Source organism: Pseudorhodobacter sp. E13 (genome assembly GCF_003991405.1).
Taxonomy (GTDB): Bacteria; Pseudomonadota; Alphaproteobacteria; order Rhodobacterales; family Rhodobacteraceae; genus Pseudorhodobacter.
The window spans coordinates 106,096-123,397 of sequence record NZ_RPEN01000152.1; the positions used below are offsets into that span (position 1 = coordinate 106,096).

Sequence of the window (17,302 nt, forward strand, 5' to 3'; positions counted from 1 at the left end):
CCGCGCACAGCCGGGAACGACCCAATTTTCCCGCCTGCGGCAGATTTGGCGCAGCAGCACAGGGCCACCCGGCGCTGGGGTCAGGGCCGCCGCTTGCGCCGATGCGCCGGGCCGATGCCCAAAGCTGCGCGGTATTTGGCCACCGTGCGGCGCGCAATCGGGGCGCCGGGGGCAGACAGCGCTTCGGCCAGCGCCTGATCGGACAGGGGGGCTGCGGCATCCTCCTGTTGCAGCAAACGGCCCAGCTTTGCGCGCAAGGCCCCGCCCGCCGCACCGCCTTCGCCCACCGGGGCGGTGAACAGGCGGCGCAACCAGATCGTGCCGCGCGGCGTATCGGCGCTGACCCCTGCAATCGCCCGGCTGATCGTGCTTTTGTGCAGCCCCAGCGCCGCCCCCACATCTTGCATGCTCATCGGCTCCAACGCCTCCAGCCCGCGCGAAATTGTCGCCTCTTGCCGCAGCAGAATTTCCTGCGCAATCCGCAGCAAGGTCTGGTTGCGGCTGGCCACCATGCGCACAAGGTTGCGCGCCTCGGTCAGTGCCTCTGCCGCGCGGGCGGGGGGCAGGGGGGCACGCCCGGCCAGCGGCTTTTCGTGCAATTGCACATCGGGCAGGGCAGAGCGGTTCAGCGCCACGCGCCAGCCTTGCGGCCCGCGCGTTACCGTCAGATCGGGTTCGCGCACCGGGGCGGCGTTCTGGGTGAATTGCGCGCCGGGTTTCGGGTCAAAGCTGCGGATGATGCGGATGCGCCGGGTGATCTCGGCGTCCTCGACCCGGCACATCCGGGCCAGTTCTGCAATCTGCCCTGCGGCGATCATGTCCAGATGCTCCAGCACGCAGCCCATCGTCGGGTCCAGATGGCCCGCCTCGGCCGCTTGCAGATGCAAACATTCGGCAAGCGACCGGGCAAACATCCCCGTCGGTTCCATTTGCTGCAACCGCGCCAGCACCGCGCCCGCCTCAGGCACCGAACAGCCGATCTGCGCGGCCAGCATCGGCAACGGTTGGCCCAACCAGCCCGAAGGTTCCAGCGCGTTCATCAACCCATAGGCAATCTCGCGCGGTCTGCCGGTGGGAAACAGCCGCTCGATCTGCCGCGTCACATGCTCGATCAAGCCCAGCGAGGGGGCCTGCAACATCGCGGCGAAATCGGGCTGTTCGGCGCGGCCCATGCCATGAACGGCAAAAGCCGTCTGCCAACGCGGCAACCATTCGTCCGGTGCCACCGGCGCAGGGGCCAGCGACAGATGCGGGTTTTCGGCTGCCTGTTCCTCCAGATAGCGGGTCAGGCCCGAGGCATCAAAACGCAGCACCCGGATCGAGGTGGCAAGCCCGACATTCAGCCGCAGCTTCTGGCTTTGGGTCAGGCGCTGTGCGGGTCGGGACATGCGGGGCCTATGCAAGGGAATGGGGGGCAGGGGGTGAGGCTGGCCCGCAGACTAGGGTCTGCGCCCGGTTCACGCAACTGTGGCGATCGGGCCTCTCGTCATTGCGCGCGCCCCGCGATAGGGTTTTGCCACAAGATAAGGGCAAGAAAGGACGCGCCACAGATGCAAGGGGAAAGCTGGCCGCAGGTGCGCGATCTGGTCTTGATCGGCGGAGGGCATGCCCATGCGCTTGTGCTGCGCAAATGGGGCATGGCCCCGCAGGCAGGCACCCGCGTCACCGTCATCAACCCCGGCCCGGTCGCCCCTTATACCGGCATGTTGCCCGGCCATATCGCAGGCCATTACACACGGCCCGAGATGATGATCGACCTGATCCGTCTGGCCCGTTTTGCCGGTGCGCGCGCCATTCTGGACCGGGCTGTCGGGATTGACCGCGCCGCACAGCAGGTGGTGCTGCACTCGGGGCGCAGGTTGCGCTATGATGTGGCCTCGGTCGATATCGGCATCGCCTCTAACTTGCCGGGGCTGCCGGGGTTTGACCAGCACGCGGTCGCGGCCAAACCCTTGGGCGGCTACGCCGAACGCTGGGCCGCGTTTCTGGAAACCGCGCCCGCCGCCCCGCGTCTGGTCATCATCGGCGCAGGCGTGGGCGGGGCCGAGCTTGCGATGGCCTCTGCTCACCGCTTGGCAGGGTTGGGGCGGCAGGCGCAGATCACCTTGCTGGAACGCGCGCCATCGGCCTTGCCGCATATCGGGGCCGGTGCGCGCGCGGCCCTTTTGGCGCAGCTTCAGGCCCATGGCGTCACGGTGCTGACCAATGCCACCCCGGCTGCGGTCGCGGCAGGCGCGGTCACGCTGGCGGATGGGCGGGTGCTGCCGTCCGATTTCACGCTGTCGGTGGCCGGGGCGCAGCCGCAGGGCTGGTTGGCCGAAACCGGTCTGGCTTTGCAGGATGGTTTCGTGCAGGTAGGGCCAAGCCTGCAAAGCTCTGACCCGTTGATCTTTGCTGTAGGCGATTGCGCGCATATGGGTTTTGCCCCGCGCCCCAAGGCCGGGGTTTTTGCCGTGCGCCAAGCCCCGATCCTGTTTCATAACCTGCGCGCGGCCCTGTCAGGCGCGCCCCTGCGCCGCTATGCCCCGCAGCGCGATTACCTCAAGCTGATCTCGACCGGGCGCAAAAGCGCTGTGGCCGACAAGCTGGGCCTGCGGCTGGAAGGCGCGTGGCTCTGGCAGTGGAAAGACCGGATTGACCGTAAGTTCATGGCGAAATTTGCCGATTACCCTGCGATGCGCGGGCGTGGCCTGCCGCCTGATGCAGCGCAAGGTCTGGCCGAGGCGCTGGGCGACAAGCCTTTGTGCGGGGGCTGCGGGGCCAAGCTGGGGGCAGGGGCCTTGGGGGCGGCGCTGCAAACCCTGCCCGCGCCCGCCCGCGCCGATGTGTTTTCTGGTCCCGGCGATGATGCCGGGGTGCTGGGCTTTGGCGGCGTGCAGCAAGTGCTGACCACCGACCATCTGCGCGCCTTTACCCCCGATGCGGCGCTGATGGCGCGGATCACCGCCATTCACGCGCTGGGCGATATCTGGGCCATGGGGGCCAAGCCGCAATCGGCGCTGTCGCAGATCACCTTGCCCAAGGCCGCGCCTGCGCTGCATGCCGAAATGATGGCCGAAATTCTTGCCGCAGCGGCAGAGGTGTTCACTGAGGCGGGGGCCGATATCTTGGGCGGCCATACATCGGTGGGGGCAGAGCTGACCATCGGTTTCAGCCTGACGGGGCTGGCGGATAAGGCGATCACCAAGACCGGGGCGCAACGCGGCGATGCGATCCTCCTGACCAAGCCTTTGGGCACCGGCACCGTTTTGGCCGCCGAAATGGCCATGGCCCGCTTGCCCGATCAGTTGTTGGGCGAGGCGGTCGCCGCTTGCTACGCCTCGATGCTGCGGCCTTTGGGTCCGGCCTCGGCCATCCTGTCGCTCCATGCCAGCGCGATGACCGATGTCACCGGCTTTGGTCTTGCCGGGCATCTGCTGGAAATGCTGGAAGGGGCGGGGCTGTCGGCGCGGCTGGATCTGTCTGCCATCCCGCTGTTGCCGGGGGCCGAGGCTTTGGCTGCGGCAGGTATCGCCTCGACCATCGCGCCCGCCAACCGCGCCTTGTGTCTGGGCCGGATCAAGGCCCCCAACAGCACCAAGGCGGCCTTGCTCTATGATCCGCAAACCGCAGGCGGGCTGTTGGCCACGGTGCCCGCCGATTTGGCCCCGCAATTGATTGCGGCGCTGTCCCACGCCGGGGAAAGCGCCGCTGTGATCGGGTCTGTCGGGGATGGCCCGGTGATGCTGACCGTGGTTTAACCCTGCGCGAGGCAAGCGGCCAGCGTGGTGGCAAGCCCCTGGATCAGCGCGCCGTAAAGCTCTGGCCCCGGCTCCAGCGTGGTGCCTTCCGGGTCCAGCATCCCGCCCAGCCGCAGCCCGGTGGCCTCGGCCAGTTGCGCCGCCGAGGCGCTGCCGTGATTGGCCTCGGGGAACAGGCAAACCGCGCCTTCCGCTTTCAACCGCGCCTCCAGTTCCTTGATATGCGCCGCCCCCGGTGCGGCGGCATCGCCTTCGCGCAGACTGCCCAGAACCTGCAAGCCGAAATGCCCGACGAAATAGCCATAAGCATCATGGAACACCGCAAAAGGCGTGTCCTTGACCGGGGCGAGGGTGGTGGCGACCTGCGCTTCAATCAGGTCAATCTCGGCCCGGCCTGCGGCGGCATTGGCGGCGTAAACCGGCGCGTTCTCTGGGTCCAGCGCCGAAAGCTCTGCCGCGATCACCTCCAGCCAGGTGCGCGCATTGACCGGGTCCAGCCAGGCATGGGGGTCGATGCCGTCCTTGTCATGCGCGTGGTCGTCATGCCCATGGTCGTCATGCCCATGGTCGTCATGCGCGTGGTCATCATGGCCATGGTCGTCTTGGGCCGCTTCCTCTTTATGGTCGTCATGCCCATGCGCGCTGTGGTCATGCGCCTCGGTCGCGTCGCCCCATTTGCGCGTTTCGGTTCCCGCCGCCGCCAACAGCGGGACCGAGCGGGCCTGAGCGCCAAGCCCGTCCAGCCCGCGCGTCAACCAAGGGCTCAGCTCCGGGCCGACCCAAATCACCAAAGCCGCCTCGGACAGGCTTTGCGCCTGACTGGGGCGCAGTTGGAAATCATGCGGGTCCGCCCCGCGCGGCAGCAACACCTCTGGTGCCGCCAGATCGCCCATCACCATGGCCACCAGCGCATGCACCGGCGCGATATCGGTGACAACCTTCGGCACCTCGGCCCAGACGGGTTGGCTGAAGGCCAGAAACAGTGGCAGGGAAAGGGCACGCATAAGGGAAACTCCTGTCTTGTCGTGGGGTCGTGGCTGGGTTATGTTATGATATAACGATAAATATGTTACGATATAACATGTCAAGGCGGAAAATGACCCCGAAACCAGATGCCTTCCACAGCCACGACCACCGCCATTGCAGCGATCAGGGCCTGCAACGGGCCGAGGAGATTTTGCAAAGCCGCAAACTGCGGCTGACCCCGGTGCGCAGGCAAGCGCTGCAAATCCTGTTGGCCGAACATCGCGCGTTGGGGGCCTATGAGGTGCTGGAACGGCTGGCAGCAGCGGGGTTCGGCAACCAACCACCTGTGGCGTATCGCGCGCTGGAATTTCTTGTTGAACAAGGGCTTGCCCATAAGGTGCGGCGCCTGAACGCCTTTGCCGCCTGCATGCATCCCGAAACCGACCACGCCCCGGTGTTCCTGATTTGCCGGGGCTGCAACGCGTTGGCCGAAACCCCGGCCGAACAGGTGCGCGCGGCGCTGAATGCCGCCGCCCATGCCGCAGGCTTCACCGTGGAACGCACCAGTATCGAGGCCCTTGGCCTGTGCCCCGCCTGCGAGGCCGCGGCATGAGCTTGCTTGCAGCCTCTGGCCTGACCGTGCGTCTGGGCGGTGCCGATATTCTGTCGGCGGTGTCTCTGGCAATTGAACGGGCCGAAATTGTCACCATCGTCGGCCCCAACGGGTCGGGCAAATCCACCTTGCTGCGGGCGCTGCTGGGGCTTCAGGCGCTGGCGGCAGGGCAGGTGACGCGGCAGGCGGGCCTGCGCATCGGCTATGTGCCGCAACGCCTGCATATCGACCGCCCGATGCCGATGACGGCGCGGCGCTTTTTGTCGCTGCCAAAGCGCTGCTCGGACGCGCAGGCCGAACAGGTGCTGGCCCGCTGCGGCGTGGCGGGCGTGGGGCCGCGCCAATTGGCCGACCTGTCGGGCGGGCAGTTGCAGCGGGTCTTGCTGGCGCGCGCCTTGCTCAATGCGCCGGACCTGCTGATCCTTGATGAACCGACGCAAGGGCTTGACCAACCCGGCGAGGCGGCATTTTACCAATTGATCGCCGATGTGCGGCAAGAGACGGGCGCGGCGGTGCTGCTGGTCAGTCATGACCTGCACGTGGTCATGGCCGCATCCGACCGGGTGATCTGCCTGAACGGGCATGTGTGTTGCGAAGGCACGCCGGATGTGGTGCGCGATGCGCCGGAATATCGCGCGCTGTTCGGGTTTGGCACCCAAGGCGCGCTGGCGCTGTATCGGCATGACCATGACCATAACCACGGGCCGGGGCTGCGGCATGAACACGGGCCGGGCTGCGGCCATGACCACAGCCACACCCATCAAAGCCCCGCCAAAGCGAAAGAGCCGCAAGACCATGTTTGACGATTTCCTGATGCGCGCCGCATTGGCAGGTGTTGGCCTTGCCTTGGCAACCGGGCCTTTGGGGGCCTTTGTCGTCTGGCGGCGCATGGCCTATTTTGGCGATGCCACCAGCCACGCGGCGATTCTGGGCGTGGCGCTGGCGCTGACGCTGTCTTTACCCATCGGCATCGGGACAATGCTGGTGGCGCTGGCGATGGCGCTGACCGTTTCGACCCTTTCGGCCAAAGGCTGGGCCGTGGATACCACGCTTGGCGTGCTGGCGCACTCTGCGCTGGCTTTTGGCCTTGTGGCCATCAGCTTTCTGCCCGGTGCGCGGGCCGATCTGTCCAGCCTGCTGTTCGGCGATATTCTGGCGGTGTCGAAAACCGATCTTGGTTTTGTCTGGGCCGGGGCGGGCGCCATCCTCGCTTTGCTCCTCTGGCGCTGGCAACCCTTGTTGACCGCTACGCTGTCCGAAGACCTCGCCCAAGCGTCGGGCCTGAACCCCGACCGTGAGCGGTTGGTGCTGACGATTGCCTTGGCGATTGTCGTCGCGGTGGCGCTGAAAATCGTCGGTGCGCTGCTGATTTCGGCAATGCTCATCATCCCCGCCGCCGCCGCGCGCAGCCTGTCGCGCAGCCCCGAGACGATGGCCGTGATCGCGGTGCTGATCGGGGCGGGGGCGGTGCTGGCCGGGCTGCAACTGTCGCTGCTGTTTGATACGCCCGCTGGCCCCTCGATCATCGCGATTGCCGCGCTGATTTTCACCTTGTCGGTGGTGATCGCCCCGCTCAAGGCGCGTTGATCCACATCCAGGAAAGCTGCGGCGATAGCATTTGACGAATCAGGTTGAACGCGAAACGCTTTAGCCACCTATTCCACGATAACCCCTTGCGCAGTCAGCTGGTCCCGGCTGCGCAGCACGGGTGCCGCTGCCAATGTGCCCCGCTCCACAATCGTAACGTGATAGCCGCGGTTGCACGCAGCAAGCGCGGTCTTAAAAACACAATAGTTGAAATCCAGCCCGACAATCCGCAGCCGCCCCACATCACGCTCCTGCAAAACTACGTCGAGTGTGCCGGTTTCAAACGCATCCTGCACCCGCTTTGTCAGCACGATATCGGCTGATCCGACAAACGGCGCCGCAAGACCGGTCCCCGGCGTGCCCGCCACGGCCTGCCCTTTCATCGCTAGCCGGGCAATCACCTTGGTCGCGGGCTGCGACCATTCCTGACGGATCGCAATAACCGGAAATCCCTGCGCCTTTGCCGCGTCAATTTCGTCCAGAATAGCGGATTTCGCCGCCATTTTGGATGCCTCGGGATAAGGTCCGCGCTCCCAGAACACCTCTTGCAAATCAATCAGCAAAAGCGCGGTTCCGCTTCGCTCCCCAATCGCGCGCCCTGTGCTGACCGCCCCAATGCGCAGAATACCCGCCCCAAGCCAAAGGAGGACAAGCAAGCCAAAGGCCAGAAGGGCATAGATCACCCCCGTCATTCTGCGGCACCCACCTGCTTCAGCCTTGCCGTCACGCGCTCGACAACCTGCAATGCCGTTGCAACCTCATCATCGGCAAACCCGGCCCCGATGCCCCGCAAAATTTCCATCTCACGCGCGATGGCCGTGTCGATAACGGCGGTCCCCTTGTCTGTCAGTGACAAAAGCGCCGAGCGTTTGTGCCGCGGGTTTGGCCGCTGTTCAGTGAACCCCGAAGCCAGCGTCTCATTGACCATCAGTTGAACGTATTGTCGCTGGATCTCAAGCTTGGTTGCGATGTCCGGCACCGTCATATCGCCATGCGCCCGCAACACCTCCAGCACCGCGCGCATACGCACCGTCAGGTCGGTTCCGGCCAATCCATGTTCCACACGCGCTTCCGCTGCCTGCATCAGCGGGCGCGACATCCAGATGAGTTTGTATAGCTGATCGGTTTTCATAATGACACTATTGATGTCATAATGACAACTATATTGTCAATTAAGATTTCCCCGATATTCGCACATCCCTTGCAATGTCGTTTTTATCTGCAATCGGTCGGGCCATATTGCCCGTGCCCCGCGCAATCGGGCATGTATGGGCAAAATTCGCATCCGGGGAGTCGCGGGAATGAAAACGCATGTCAAAGCTTTGGTCGTCGGCGGTGGGGCCGTCGGAAACGGGATCGCCTATCATCTTGCCAAAGCGGGCTGGGACACGATGCTGGTGGAGCGGGATGAGCTGACCTCCGGTTCCACATGGCATGCAGCGGGCTTGCTGCCCTTGTTCAACATGTCCTACGCCACCACCCATATCCACAAATACTCGGTCGATTTCTATAAATCGCTGGAGGCGGAAACCGGCCTGAACGCAGGCTTTGCCGTGGTCGGCAACCTGCGCATGGCGCAAACGCAGGACCGGATGGATGAATACATGCTCTATTCCGCCGTGGCGGAAAGCGCCGATGTCTATCACGAATTCCTGACGCCCGCGCAGATGAAAGAGCGTTGGCCGCTGCTGCGCACCGATGATCTGGTCGGCGCGCTGTTTCACCCGCAGGATGGCTACATCAACCCCGCCGATGTGACGCAGGCCATGGCCAAAGGCGCGCGCCAGCACGGTGCCACGATTGAGCGCAAAATTCAGGTCGATGGCTATCGCTGGACCGGGTCGGAATGGATCGTCTCTTGCACCAGGATGGTGGACAAGGGCGGCAACCTTGTGCCCTCGGATGAAACCTATGAAATCCACGCAGAACATGTCGTCACCGCGACCGGCAACCATGCCCAACGCACCGCGCGCCTGCTGGGCGTGAAAATCCCCGCCATTCCGGTGGAACACCAGTTCATCGTCACCGAACCCGACCCGATGCTGGTCGAATACCGCAAGAACAACCCCGAACACCCCGTGCTGCGCGATGCCGATGCCAAATGGTATGTCCGCGAAGAACGCGGCGGCTGGATTCTTGGCCCCTATGAAAAAGGCGCCCCCGCCCGCTTCGAATACGCGGTGCCAGACAGCTTCCGTGCTGACCTGTTCCCGCTGGATCTGGAACGGATCGAGGCGGAATACATGTCGATGCTGCACCGCCTGCCATCCTCGGAAACCGTGGGGCTGAAGGATGATTTCAACGGCCCGATCTGCTATACCCCCGATGGCAACCCGCTGGTCGGCCCCGTGCCCGGCCTGCGCAATATGTGGATCGCCGAAGGCTTCTCCTTTGGTATCACCGCCGCTGGCGGCACCGGCTATTACCTTGCCCAGATGATGACCCAAGGCGAGGCGGAGATTGACATGGCCTCCCTCGATCCGCGCCGCTACGGGTCATGGATGACCACCGAATACGCCGCGCGCAAGAATGAGGAATGTTACGACCACGTCTTTATCCTGCACCACCCCGATGAAGAACGCGAAGCCTGCCGCCCCCTGCGCACCACCCCGGTTTACGACAAGCAAATCGCCCTTGGCGCGCAGATGGGTCAGGTCAACGGCTGGGAACGCCCGAACTACTACGGCCCGCTGAACGCCCCCGCCGATTTCGACCATAACTCCCGCAGCTTCCGCCGTGGCGCTTGGTGGCAATATGCCAAGGCCGAGGCCGAGGCCCTGCGCGACACCGCGGGCCTGATCGACGCTTCCGCCTTCACCAAACACACCGTCCGGGGGCCGGGGGCCACGGCGTTTCTGGACTGGTTCACCTGCAACAAACTGCCCAGCATCGGCCGCATCAACCTGACCTATGCGCTAACGCCCACCGGCACCACGCGCACCGAATACACCATCGTCCGCAACGGCGAGAATGACTATTACCTCGTCTCGGCAGGTGCATGGACAGCCTATGACGCTGATTACATGCGCAAATCCGCCGAGGATTTCATCGCAGCCGGTGGCGCGCATGTGGATATCAACGATGTCACCACCCAATGGGGCGTCTTTGCCCTTGCTGGCCCCAACGCCCGCAAAATCCTGCGTGAAGTGGTCAAGGATGCCGACCCGGACACCGTTCTGTCGAACAAACGCTTCCCATGGCTCAGCGCGCGCAAGCTGGAACTGGGCATGTGCCCCGTCAACGCCATCCGCGTGGCCTATACCGGGGAACTCGGTTGGGAACTCCACCACCCGATTGAAATGAACCGCTACCTGTGGGACCTGCTGCAAGCCGCAGGCGCGAAACATGGGCTTAAGCTGGTCGGCGCCCGCGCGCAAAACTGGCTGCGTCAGGAAAAATCCTACCGCGCCTTCGGCACCGAACTGGGCCGCGATGCCACGCCGATGGAGGCGGGGCTGGATCGTTTCATCGACCTGTCCAAGGATTTCCAAGGCAAGCAAGCGATGATCGACACCGGCATCCGCGCCAAATGCGTGACCGTGCTGATCGACGGCCCAGCGGATGCCGACCCATGGGGCAAAGAGGCGATCTTTGTCGATGGCAAAAAGGTTGGCCGCCTCACTTCCGGCGGCTGGTCGGTCGCGTTCAACAAGCAGATCGGCATGGGCTATGTAAAGCCCGAACTTGCCGCCGTTGGCACCAAGCTGAAAGTGAAAATGCTGCTGCAAGAATGGGACGCCGTGGTGGTTGAAGACAGCCCGTTCGACCCGAGCAATGAACGGATCAGGGTAAACGGATAAACCGCGCGCCAAACGACCAAAGGCCCCGCACGCAAGTGGCGGGGCCATTTTCTGCGCTTTTGAGGCCGCTCTGGACTTTAAGGCGCGCAAGTATAGACATTGACCTATGTCGATGATCCATGACCTTGAACTGATCGTGAGAACGGTCCTGCAGACCGACCCCAGTTTCCGGGCCATCGGGCGCGATGAAATGGAACGTCATATCGTTGATGCCCGGCAGAATGCACTCGCAGACGATAAGGACGCATTCCTGCTTTCTCTGATGCGTCTTCTGGCGCTTCCGGGGAACGGACACACACGTCTGATTCCGAACACCGCAATCTTGGTTTTGCCGCTCAGGCTTGTCACCATCGGTTCCACGGTCCGACTGCTTGGCGCCCCCTCCGGTTTTGCCGGGGCGATCGGCGGCGAGTTGATAGCGATCAACGGTATTCCCATAACCGAGATTGAAGCCAGCGCAGCGAAATTCCTAGCGGGGACAAGGCAACGAAGACGTGTGATCGGGCCGATCCTTTTCGTCTGGCCGGGCGCATTGCAGCGTTTGGGCGTCTTTTCCGGCGATACCAACGTCGATTACCGGATACGCGATGCAGCGGGATGGATCAGCGAACTGGTTTTGGATACGGCAGACAGGGTTCCCGGATCTGCGCTTTACCCCCGCAACGAGCATGGCAAAGCAGACCCGCTCTGGTCCCCCAAGGCCTTTCTGGAGATCAATGATCTCGGCCAGCGCGGATTACGGATGGGTCTTCCAAGCTTCTTCGACCCCGGTGAAAAGGCGCTCTCGAACGCGGTTTCCGAGGCGGCAGACCTTGTAAGATCGCGCCCCGCTACCCCCCTTCTTATTGACCTTCGGGGAAACACGGGCGGCAGTTTTCTTCGGGCCATGCCATTGATCGACGCGCTCTCGGACGGTGCAGAGCATCGCCGGGTTGCTTTGCTTGTCGATAAATTCACCTTCTCTGCCGCCATCGTCTTCGCCGCTATCCTCAAGCATCGTCTGGGTGCGCGGCTCCGCCTTATTGGCGAAGAGATGGGGGACGGTCTGACGTTTTTTGCAGAAGGGGGAACAATCGACTTGTCGTCCAGCGGCGCGGCGGTCCGATATTCATCCGCCTTTCATGATTGGGCAGGGGGACGCATAGATGAAACCACACCCAGCGAAATCGCGGAAAAGATTGTCCCGGTTGGAACCTTGGCGCTGGACCATGGTTGGACCGCTGACTTGGACGATGTTGAAATGCACGACCAATTCTGCCGTGAGGTGCTTGACAGCTTGAAGCCCTAGCGGTTTGCCCGTTCAATCCTGCAAAGCTGCCTTATAAATTTTCCAATCCTCCCGCCGACTTTAGCAAGGTTCTCTCGGATCCCAGCGGGTGCCAATACTCAACATTGGTCGGCCTTACCCCCACTGATCCCCTGTAGTTCACAGGTTAATTTTTGATGAATAAAAACAGCAAAACACAATAATTTCAATTATATGCAAGACTCTCCGCACGCGATTCATCTGCGGAACTCCTTGCCCTCCCGCCCCACTTTGGCGGCCCTCACGTCGCGTCGGTCAGCAGGGTCCAGAACACCTCCAGCGCCGCGCTGGGCCGGTGTTGCCCGTCCCGGATTTTGCGCAACTCCCGGCGGTAAACCGGGTGCGAGGGGACGAAAAACTCCACCCCATCGGGCTGGCTTTTCACCGCGTCGAAGGGCAGAATACTCGCCCCCAGCCCCCGCCGCACGAAGGACAGAATGGCCGAGGTATTGCGGGCCTCCAGCTTGGCTGCGGCCAGCAAATCCGCGATCGTGGGATGGTCCACCAGATCGCATAGCGGGTTCGCGATCAGCGGCTCCAACCCCATCACCCCCCAGTCAGACGGGCCAGAGCGGGCCAGATGCGCGCGGTGGATGGCCCCACCTTCGGCGCAGACGATCCCCAGATCATCGCTGGAAATCAGACTGCCCTCACGCGCCTCGCCGGGACGAGAAGACAGAATCCCGATATCGGCCTCATCCTGCTGCACCCGGCGCCGCACCATGCTGGACTCGCCGTCGCTGATCTCAATCCGAACGGCGGGCAGGGCGGCGCTGAACTGTTCAATCACACGCGGCAGCAGCGATACGGTCGCCGAAGGCACCGCCGCAATCCGCACGATGCCCACGGTCGACACAGCATGACGGCGGATCGCCTCGACGCTGCGGTCAAACATATCGGTGGCCCGGCAGCATTCATCCAGCACCAACTGGCCCAAAGGGGTCAGCCGGCTTTTGCGATCGGTTTCGAACAGGGGCGCGCCGATATCGGCCTCTAGCTGCGCCAGCATCATCGACACAGCCGAAGGCGTGCGGCCCAAAATCCCGGCCCCCGCCGCCAGCGTGCCTTTTTCTGCGACCACGCGAAACACCCGCAACATTTCCAGCTTCAATGACATTCAGTTTTTCTGTTGGTTTGTTCAGATATTCAAGAATGACTGAATATCGCCCCCGCGTCTATGCTGCTGTTGAAATTCTCGGAGGCAGCTATGACAGAACGCACAGGCATCTATATCGACGGCACATGGTCCAACGGCGCGGGGCAGATTGAAAACCGCAATCCGTCTGACACATCGGATCTGATCGGTGTCTATGCCCAAGCCGATGCCGCGCAATTGGATGCGGCCATTGCTGCTGCCCGCCGCGCCCAGCCTGGCTGGTGGGCCGCCGGGGTGCAAAAACGCCATGATGTGCTGATGGCGATTGGCACGGAGATGATGGCGCGGGCCGAGGAAATCGGCCGCATCATCGCCCGCGAAGAAGGCAAACCCGCCGCCGAGGGCAAGGGCGAGGTCTATCGCGCCGGGCAGTTTTTCACTTATTTCGCGGCGGAAGCCTTGCGCAACCAAGGCGATCTGGCCGAATCCGTCCGCCCCGGCATTGAAATCGACGTGCGGCGTGAGCCCGTGGGCGTGGTGGCGATTGTCAGCCCGTGGAACTTTCCGATTGCCACGCCTGCGTGGAAAATTGCGCCCGCGCTGGCCTTTGGCAATGCGGTGGTGTGGAAACCCGCCAACCTGACGCCTGCCAGTGCGGTGGCCCTGACCGAAATCATCGCCAAGCAGGATATTCCGGCGGGCCTGTTCAACATGGTTCTGGGGTCGGGCCGCGCGGTTGGCCAGCGGCTGGTCGAAAGCCGCGATGTGGATGCGATCAGCTTTACCGGCTCGGTGCCTGTCGGGCGCGGGATCGCGGCGGCAGCGATTGCGAATATGACCAAAATCCAGATGGAGATGGGATCGAAAAACCCGCTTTTGGTGATGGATGATTGCGATCTTGATCTGGCGGTGGCCCATGCGGCTAATTCGGCCTTTGGCGGCACGGGGCAGAAATGCACCGCCGCCAGCCGCTTGATTGTTCATTCTGCTGTGCATGACGCCTTTGTCGAAAAGCTGGTCAAGGCCGCGCAGGCCTTCAAGGTCGGGCACGCGCTGGAGGAGGGCACGCAAATCGGCCCGGTGGTCAGCGAAAGCCAATTGGCGCAGAACCTTGATTACATCGGCATCGGCCGTGCCGAAGGCGCGGAACTGCTGTGTGGCGGCACGCGCCTTGATCGCGCGACCGACGGCTATTTCATGGCCCCCACGGTTTTTGCCAATACCCGCAATGACATGCGGATGAACCGCGAAGAAATGTTCGCCCCGATAACTTGCGTGCAAAAGGTCGACAGCTATGCCGAAGCCTTGGCCCGCGCCAATGACAGCGAGTTTGGGCTGACCGCAGGCATCATGACGCGCAGCCTGTCGCGCGCCAGCCATTTCCGCGCCAATATGCGGGCAGGCTGTGTGATGGTGAACCTGCCCACCGCAGGCACCGATTACCATGTGCCCTTTGGCGGGCGCGGGGCGTCAAGCTATGGGCCGCGCGAACAAGGGCGCTATGCGGCGGAGTTCTATACGGCGGTCAAAACTGCCTATGTTGCCGCAGGGGCCCCCGAATGACACCGCTGATCGACGGTTTGCAATATGCCAACTGGTCGGAAAAGATCTTCCGCCAGATGCGCGAAGGGGGGGTGGATGCGGTGCATGTCACCATCACCTACCATGAGACGTTTCGCGAGACGGTTTTGGTGATCGAACGCTGGAACCGCTGGTTTGAACAGTTCCCCGATCTGATCTTTCAGGGTTTTTCCGCCGCTGATGTGCAACTGGCCCGCGATACGGGGCGGACGGCGATTTTCTTCGGCAGCCAGAACCCCAGTTGCATCGAGGATGATATCGGGCTGGTTGAGGTGCTGCACCGCTTGGGCCTGCGCTTCATGCAACTAACCTATAACAACCAGTCCTTGCTGGCCTCGGGCTGTTATGAGGCGACAGACAGCGGGCTGACCCGGATGGGCCGCGCCGTGGTGGCCGAGATGAACCGCGTCGGAATGGTGGTGGATATGAGCCATTCGGGCGAACGATCCACCTTTGACGCGATAGACCATTCCAGCCGCCCGATCACCATCAGCCATGCCAACCCGGCAAGCTGGCACCCCGCGTTGCGCAACAAATCCGACGATCTGCTGCGCGCCTTGGGGGCAAGCGGCGGGTTTCTGGGGCTGTCGGTTTACCCGCATCACCTGAAAGGCGGTAGTGCGTGCAGCCTGCAAAGCTGGTGCGATATGGCGGCGCGGGCGGTGGATCTGGTGGGGCCGGGCCATGTGGGGATTGGCACCGATCTGTGCCAGGACCAGCCCGACAGCATCGTTGAATGGATGCGCGTGGGCCGTTGGACCAAGACGATGGATTTTGGCGAAGGCAGCGCCGATGCACCGGGCTTTCCGCCGATGAATGACTGGTTTGAGGATAACCGCCATTTCGGCAATATCCGCGCCGGATTGCAGGCCGCAGGGTTGGACCGTGCCACCATCGACGGGTTGATGGGCGCCAATTGGCACGCGTTTTTTGACAAGAGTTTCGGGCCTTTGCCCGCAAAGACACAGCTTCGGCAGCGCGCTGCGGAATAGCGCGCGGCCCTTTTATGACGTTCGGGGAGGAACGGAATATGCAACCCAACACCACAGCAAAAACCAACCGATGGCTTGGCCATGTTGATATGCCGCTTCTGGCGATTTCGGGCGGGTTCATCCTGCTGTTTTGCCTCTATGCGCTGATTGATATCGACGGGCTGTCGGCCATGGTCGATGCAGGCTTTGCCTTTTCGGCCAAGTATTTCGGGCTTTACTGGCAGGTTCTGCTGCTTGCCACCTTTCTGATCGGCTTGGTGCTGTGCGTGCTGCCGGGGGGCCGCGCGGTGCTGGGCGGCTTGACCAAGCCAGAATTCAAGACCTTCAACTGGGGGTCGATGATCATGTGCACCTTGCTTGCCGGGGGCGGCGTGTTCTGGGCCGCAGGAGAGCCGATTGCGCATTTCCTGTCCACCCCGCCTATCTTTGGCGATCTGGGCGGCGATCCGCAGGCGCGGGCCAATGCGGCGCTGGCGCAAAGCTTTCTGCACTGGGGCTTTTTGGCCTGGGCCATTCTGGGTGCGCTGACCACGGTGATGATGATGCATTACCACTATGACAAAGGGCTGCCGCTGGCCCCGCGCACTTTGCTTTATCCGGTGTTCGGTGACCGCGCGATCCATGGCCCGATTGGCCTGATCGCCGATGCGTCCTGCATCATTGCGGTGGTGGCGGGCACGGTGGGGCCGATTGGCTTTCTGGGGCTGCAAATGTCCTATGGGTTGAACGCGCTTTTGGGCGTGCCGGATAGTTTTGCCACGCAAGCCGTTGTTATCATGGCGCTTGTGGCGCTTTACACCATCTCTGCGATCACTGGGCTGTCCAAGGGTATTCAACTTTTGTCCACGCTGAACGTGGTGCTGGCGCTGGGCTTGCTGGCGTTTTTGCTGGTGTTCGGGCCAACGGCTGCGATCTTTGCGGGCTTTTTCGGCGGCATGGGTGTCTATCTGGAAAACTTCTTTCAGATGGCGATGTATCGCGGTGAGGCCGGTGTATTCGGCGAGCCGGGCTGGCTGGGCTGGTGGACGGTGTTCTTTTGGGGCTGGTTCATGGGCTATGGCCCGCTGATGGCGATTTTCATCGCCCGGATCAGCCGCGGGCGGTCTATCCGGCAAATCGTGATCATGCTGTCGATTGCAGCGCCGTTGATCACCAATTTCTGGTTCACCATCATCGGCGGTGCGGGCATTTCCTTTGAGCTTGCCACCCCCGGCATCATCTCGGGCCCGTTCGAAGGGTTCAACCTGCCCGCAGGCTTGCTGGCGATCACGCAGGCCATGCCAGCCGGGTTGATCCTGTCGGTGCTGTTTCTGGTGCTGACGATGCTGTTCGTCGCCACCACCAGCGACTCTATGAGCTATGTCATCGCGGCCTCGATGACCAAGGGCGAACCTGCGACCTTGCTGCGCGCCTTTTGGGGCTTGTCGATGGGGGTGATGGCGTTGATCCTGATTTCGACGGGATCAGGGGGGATTGGTAAGTTGCAAAGCTTTATCGTGATCACGGCGGTGCCGGTGTCGCTGATCTTGCTGCCATCGCTTTGGGATGCGCTGCGGATCACCTTGATGCTGGGGCGGGCGCGCAAGGCGGCCGCCCTGCCAACCGCCGCCGAATAATGCAG

Annotated in this window: 14 protein-coding genes; 9 read left to right on the plus strand and 5 right to left on the minus strand. The window is 62.8% G+C overall.

Annotated features, from left to right (window positions below; all coding sequences use genetic code 11):
* Window positions 1-80: 80 nt before the first annotated feature.
* The gene (rpoN, locus tag EGN72_RS07625) at window positions 81-1,388 is read right to left on the minus strand and encodes an RNA polymerase factor sigma-54 (protein WP_127046183.1); all 1,308 of its coding nucleotides are present in this window, start codon (window positions 1,386-1,388) and stop codon (window positions 81-83) included.
* A gap of 162 nt (window positions 1,389-1,550) precedes the next feature.
* Between rpoN and selD the strand changes: the two genes are divergently transcribed.
* Complete coding sequence (selD, locus tag EGN72_RS07630) at window positions 1,551-3,740, plus strand: selenide, water dikinase SelD (protein WP_127046185.1); 2,190 nt, start codon at window positions 1,551-1,553, stop codon at window positions 3,738-3,740.
* On the opposite strand, the gene EGN72_RS07635 is transcribed toward selD, so the two are convergent.
* Window positions 3,737-4,744: a zinc ABC transporter substrate-binding protein gene (locus EGN72_RS07635; protein WP_127046187.1), complete on the minus strand. Its 1,008-nt coding sequence runs from the start codon at window positions 4,742-4,744 to the stop codon at window positions 3,737-3,739. The two genes, selD and EGN72_RS07635, sit on opposite strands and share 4 nt — an antisense overlap.
* A gap of 92 nt (window positions 4,745-4,836) precedes the next feature.
* Here EGN72_RS07635 and EGN72_RS07640 point away from each other — a divergent pair, with 92 nt between their 5' ends.
* The 3 genes from EGN72_RS07640 to EGN72_RS07650 are packed head-to-tail and all read left to right on the plus strand — an operon-like array spanning window position 4,837 to window position 6,906.
* Window positions 4,837-5,319: a Fur family transcriptional regulator gene (locus EGN72_RS07640; protein ID WP_127046189.1), complete on the plus strand. Its 483-nt coding sequence runs from the start codon at window positions 4,837-4,839 to the stop codon at window positions 5,317-5,319.
* Complete coding sequence (locus EGN72_RS07645; protein ID WP_127046191.1) at window positions 5,316-6,122, plus strand: metal ABC transporter ATP-binding protein; 807 nt, start codon at window positions 5,316-5,318, stop codon at window positions 6,120-6,122. Before EGN72_RS07640 ends, EGN72_RS07645 begins: the two co-directional genes overlap by 4 nt.
* Window positions 6,115-6,906, plus strand: coding sequence for a metal ABC transporter permease (locus EGN72_RS07650; protein ID WP_127046193.1), 792 nt, complete (start codon window positions 6,115-6,117; stop codon window positions 6,904-6,906). The genes EGN72_RS07645 and EGN72_RS07650 overlap by 8 nt, the downstream gene beginning before the upstream one ends.
* A 68-nt stretch (window positions 6,907-6,974) precedes the next feature.
* Here EGN72_RS07650 and EGN72_RS07655 read toward each other — a convergent pair whose 3' ends face one another.
* Both EGN72_RS07655 and EGN72_RS07660 read right to left on the minus strand, forming a co-directional pair.
* The gene (locus EGN72_RS07655) at window positions 6,975-7,598 is read right to left on the minus strand and encodes a cysteine hydrolase family protein (RefSeq protein WP_127046195.1); all 624 of its coding nucleotides are present in this window, start codon (window positions 7,596-7,598) and stop codon (window positions 6,975-6,977) included.
* Entirely contained in the window at window positions 7,595-8,038 is a 444-nt protein-coding gene (locus EGN72_RS07660) for a MarR family winged helix-turn-helix transcriptional regulator (protein WP_233587072.1), read from the minus strand. Before EGN72_RS07660 ends, EGN72_RS07655 begins: the two co-directional genes overlap by 4 nt.
* 169 nt (window positions 8,039-8,207) lie before the next feature.
* Here EGN72_RS07660 and EGN72_RS07665 point away from each other — a divergent pair, with 169 nt between their 5' ends.
* On the plus strand, window positions 8,208-10,706 hold the full coding sequence (locus EGN72_RS07665; protein ID WP_127046197.1) for an FAD-dependent oxidoreductase: 2,499 nt from the start codon (window positions 8,208-8,210) through the stop codon (window positions 10,704-10,706).
* 112 nt (window positions 10,707-10,818) lie between these two features.
* Window positions 10,819-11,994 carry a S41 family peptidase gene (locus EGN72_RS07670; protein ID WP_233587073.1) on the plus strand — a complete coding sequence of 392 codons (1,176 nt, stop codon included), beginning with the start codon at window positions 10,819-10,821 and terminating at the stop codon, window positions 11,992-11,994.
* Window positions 11,995-12,253: 259 nt separating this feature from the next.
* Here the strand turns inward: EGN72_RS07670 and EGN72_RS07675 are convergent, their stop codons facing one another.
* Window positions 12,254-13,129 carry a LysR family transcriptional regulator gene (locus EGN72_RS07675; protein WP_127046201.1) on the minus strand — a complete coding sequence of 292 codons (876 nt, stop codon included), beginning with the start codon at window positions 13,127-13,129 and terminating at the stop codon, window positions 12,254-12,256.
* A gap of 90 nt (window positions 13,130-13,219) precedes the next feature.
* Here EGN72_RS07675 and EGN72_RS07680 point away from each other — a divergent pair, with 90 nt between their 5' ends.
* The 3 genes from EGN72_RS07680 to EGN72_RS07690 are packed head-to-tail and all read left to right on the plus strand — an operon-like array spanning window position 13,220 to window position 17,297.
* Entirely contained in the window at window positions 13,220-14,671 is a 1,452-nt protein-coding gene (locus EGN72_RS07680) for an aldehyde dehydrogenase family protein (RefSeq protein ID WP_127046203.1), read from the plus strand.
* On the plus strand, window positions 14,668-15,681 hold the full coding sequence (locus EGN72_RS07685; RefSeq protein WP_127046205.1) for a membrane dipeptidase: 1,014 nt from the start codon (window positions 14,668-14,670) through the stop codon (window positions 15,679-15,681). The genes EGN72_RS07680 and EGN72_RS07685 overlap by 4 nt, the downstream gene beginning before the upstream one ends.
* Before the next feature lie 38 nt (window positions 15,682-15,719).
* Window positions 15,720-17,297, plus strand: a complete 1,578-nt coding sequence (locus EGN72_RS07690; RefSeq protein ID WP_127046207.1) for a BCCT family transporter — start codon at window positions 15,720-15,722, stop codon at window positions 17,295-17,297.
* Window positions 17,298-17,302: the final 5 nt, after the last annotated feature.

Excerpts from the sequence above, each read along its gene's own strand:
- rpoN (WP_127046183.1), bottom strand. The coding sequence starts at position 1,388 with ATGTCCCGACCCGCACAGCGCCTGACCCAAAGCCAGAAGCTGCGGCTG.
- selD (WP_127046185.1), top strand. The coding sequence starts at position 1,551 with ATGCAAGGGGAAAGCTGGCCGCAGGTGCGCGATCTGGTCTTGATCGGC.
- EGN72_RS07635 (WP_127046187.1), bottom strand. The coding sequence starts at position 4,744 with ATGCGTGCCCTTTCCCTGCCACTGTTTCTGGCCTTCAGCCAACCCGTC.
- EGN72_RS07640 (WP_127046189.1), top strand. The coding sequence starts at position 4,837 with ATGACCCCGAAACCAGATGCCTTCCACAGCCACGACCACCGCCATTGC.
- EGN72_RS07645 (WP_127046191.1), top strand. The coding sequence starts at position 5,316 with ATGAGCTTGCTTGCAGCCTCTGGCCTGACCGTGCGTCTGGGCGGTGCC.
- EGN72_RS07650 (WP_127046193.1), top strand. The coding sequence starts at position 6,115 with ATGTTTGACGATTTCCTGATGCGCGCCGCATTGGCAGGTGTTGGCCTT.
- EGN72_RS07655 (WP_127046195.1), bottom strand. The coding sequence starts at position 7,598 with ATGACGGGGGTGATCTATGCCCTTCTGGCCTTTGGCTTGCTTGTCCTC.
- EGN72_RS07660 (WP_233587072.1), bottom strand. The coding sequence starts at position 8,038 with ATGAAAACCGATCAGCTATACAAACTCATCTGGATGTCGCGCCCGCTG.
- EGN72_RS07665 (WP_127046197.1), top strand. The coding sequence starts at position 8,208 with ATGAAAACGCATGTCAAAGCTTTGGTCGTCGGCGGTGGGGCCGTCGGA.
- EGN72_RS07670 (WP_233587073.1), top strand. The coding sequence starts at position 10,819 with ATGATCCATGACCTTGAACTGATCGTGAGAACGGTCCTGCAGACCGAC.
- EGN72_RS07675 (WP_127046201.1), bottom strand. The coding sequence starts at position 13,129 with ATGTCATTGAAGCTGGAAATGTTGCGGGTGTTTCGCGTGGTCGCAGAA.
- EGN72_RS07680 (WP_127046203.1), top strand. The coding sequence starts at position 13,220 with ATGACAGAACGCACAGGCATCTATATCGACGGCACATGGTCCAACGGC.
- EGN72_RS07685 (WP_127046205.1), top strand. The coding sequence starts at position 14,668 with ATGACACCGCTGATCGACGGTTTGCAATATGCCAACTGGTCGGAAAAG.
- EGN72_RS07690 (WP_127046207.1), top strand. The coding sequence starts at position 15,720 with ATGCAACCCAACACCACAGCAAAAACCAACCGATGGCTTGGCCATGTT.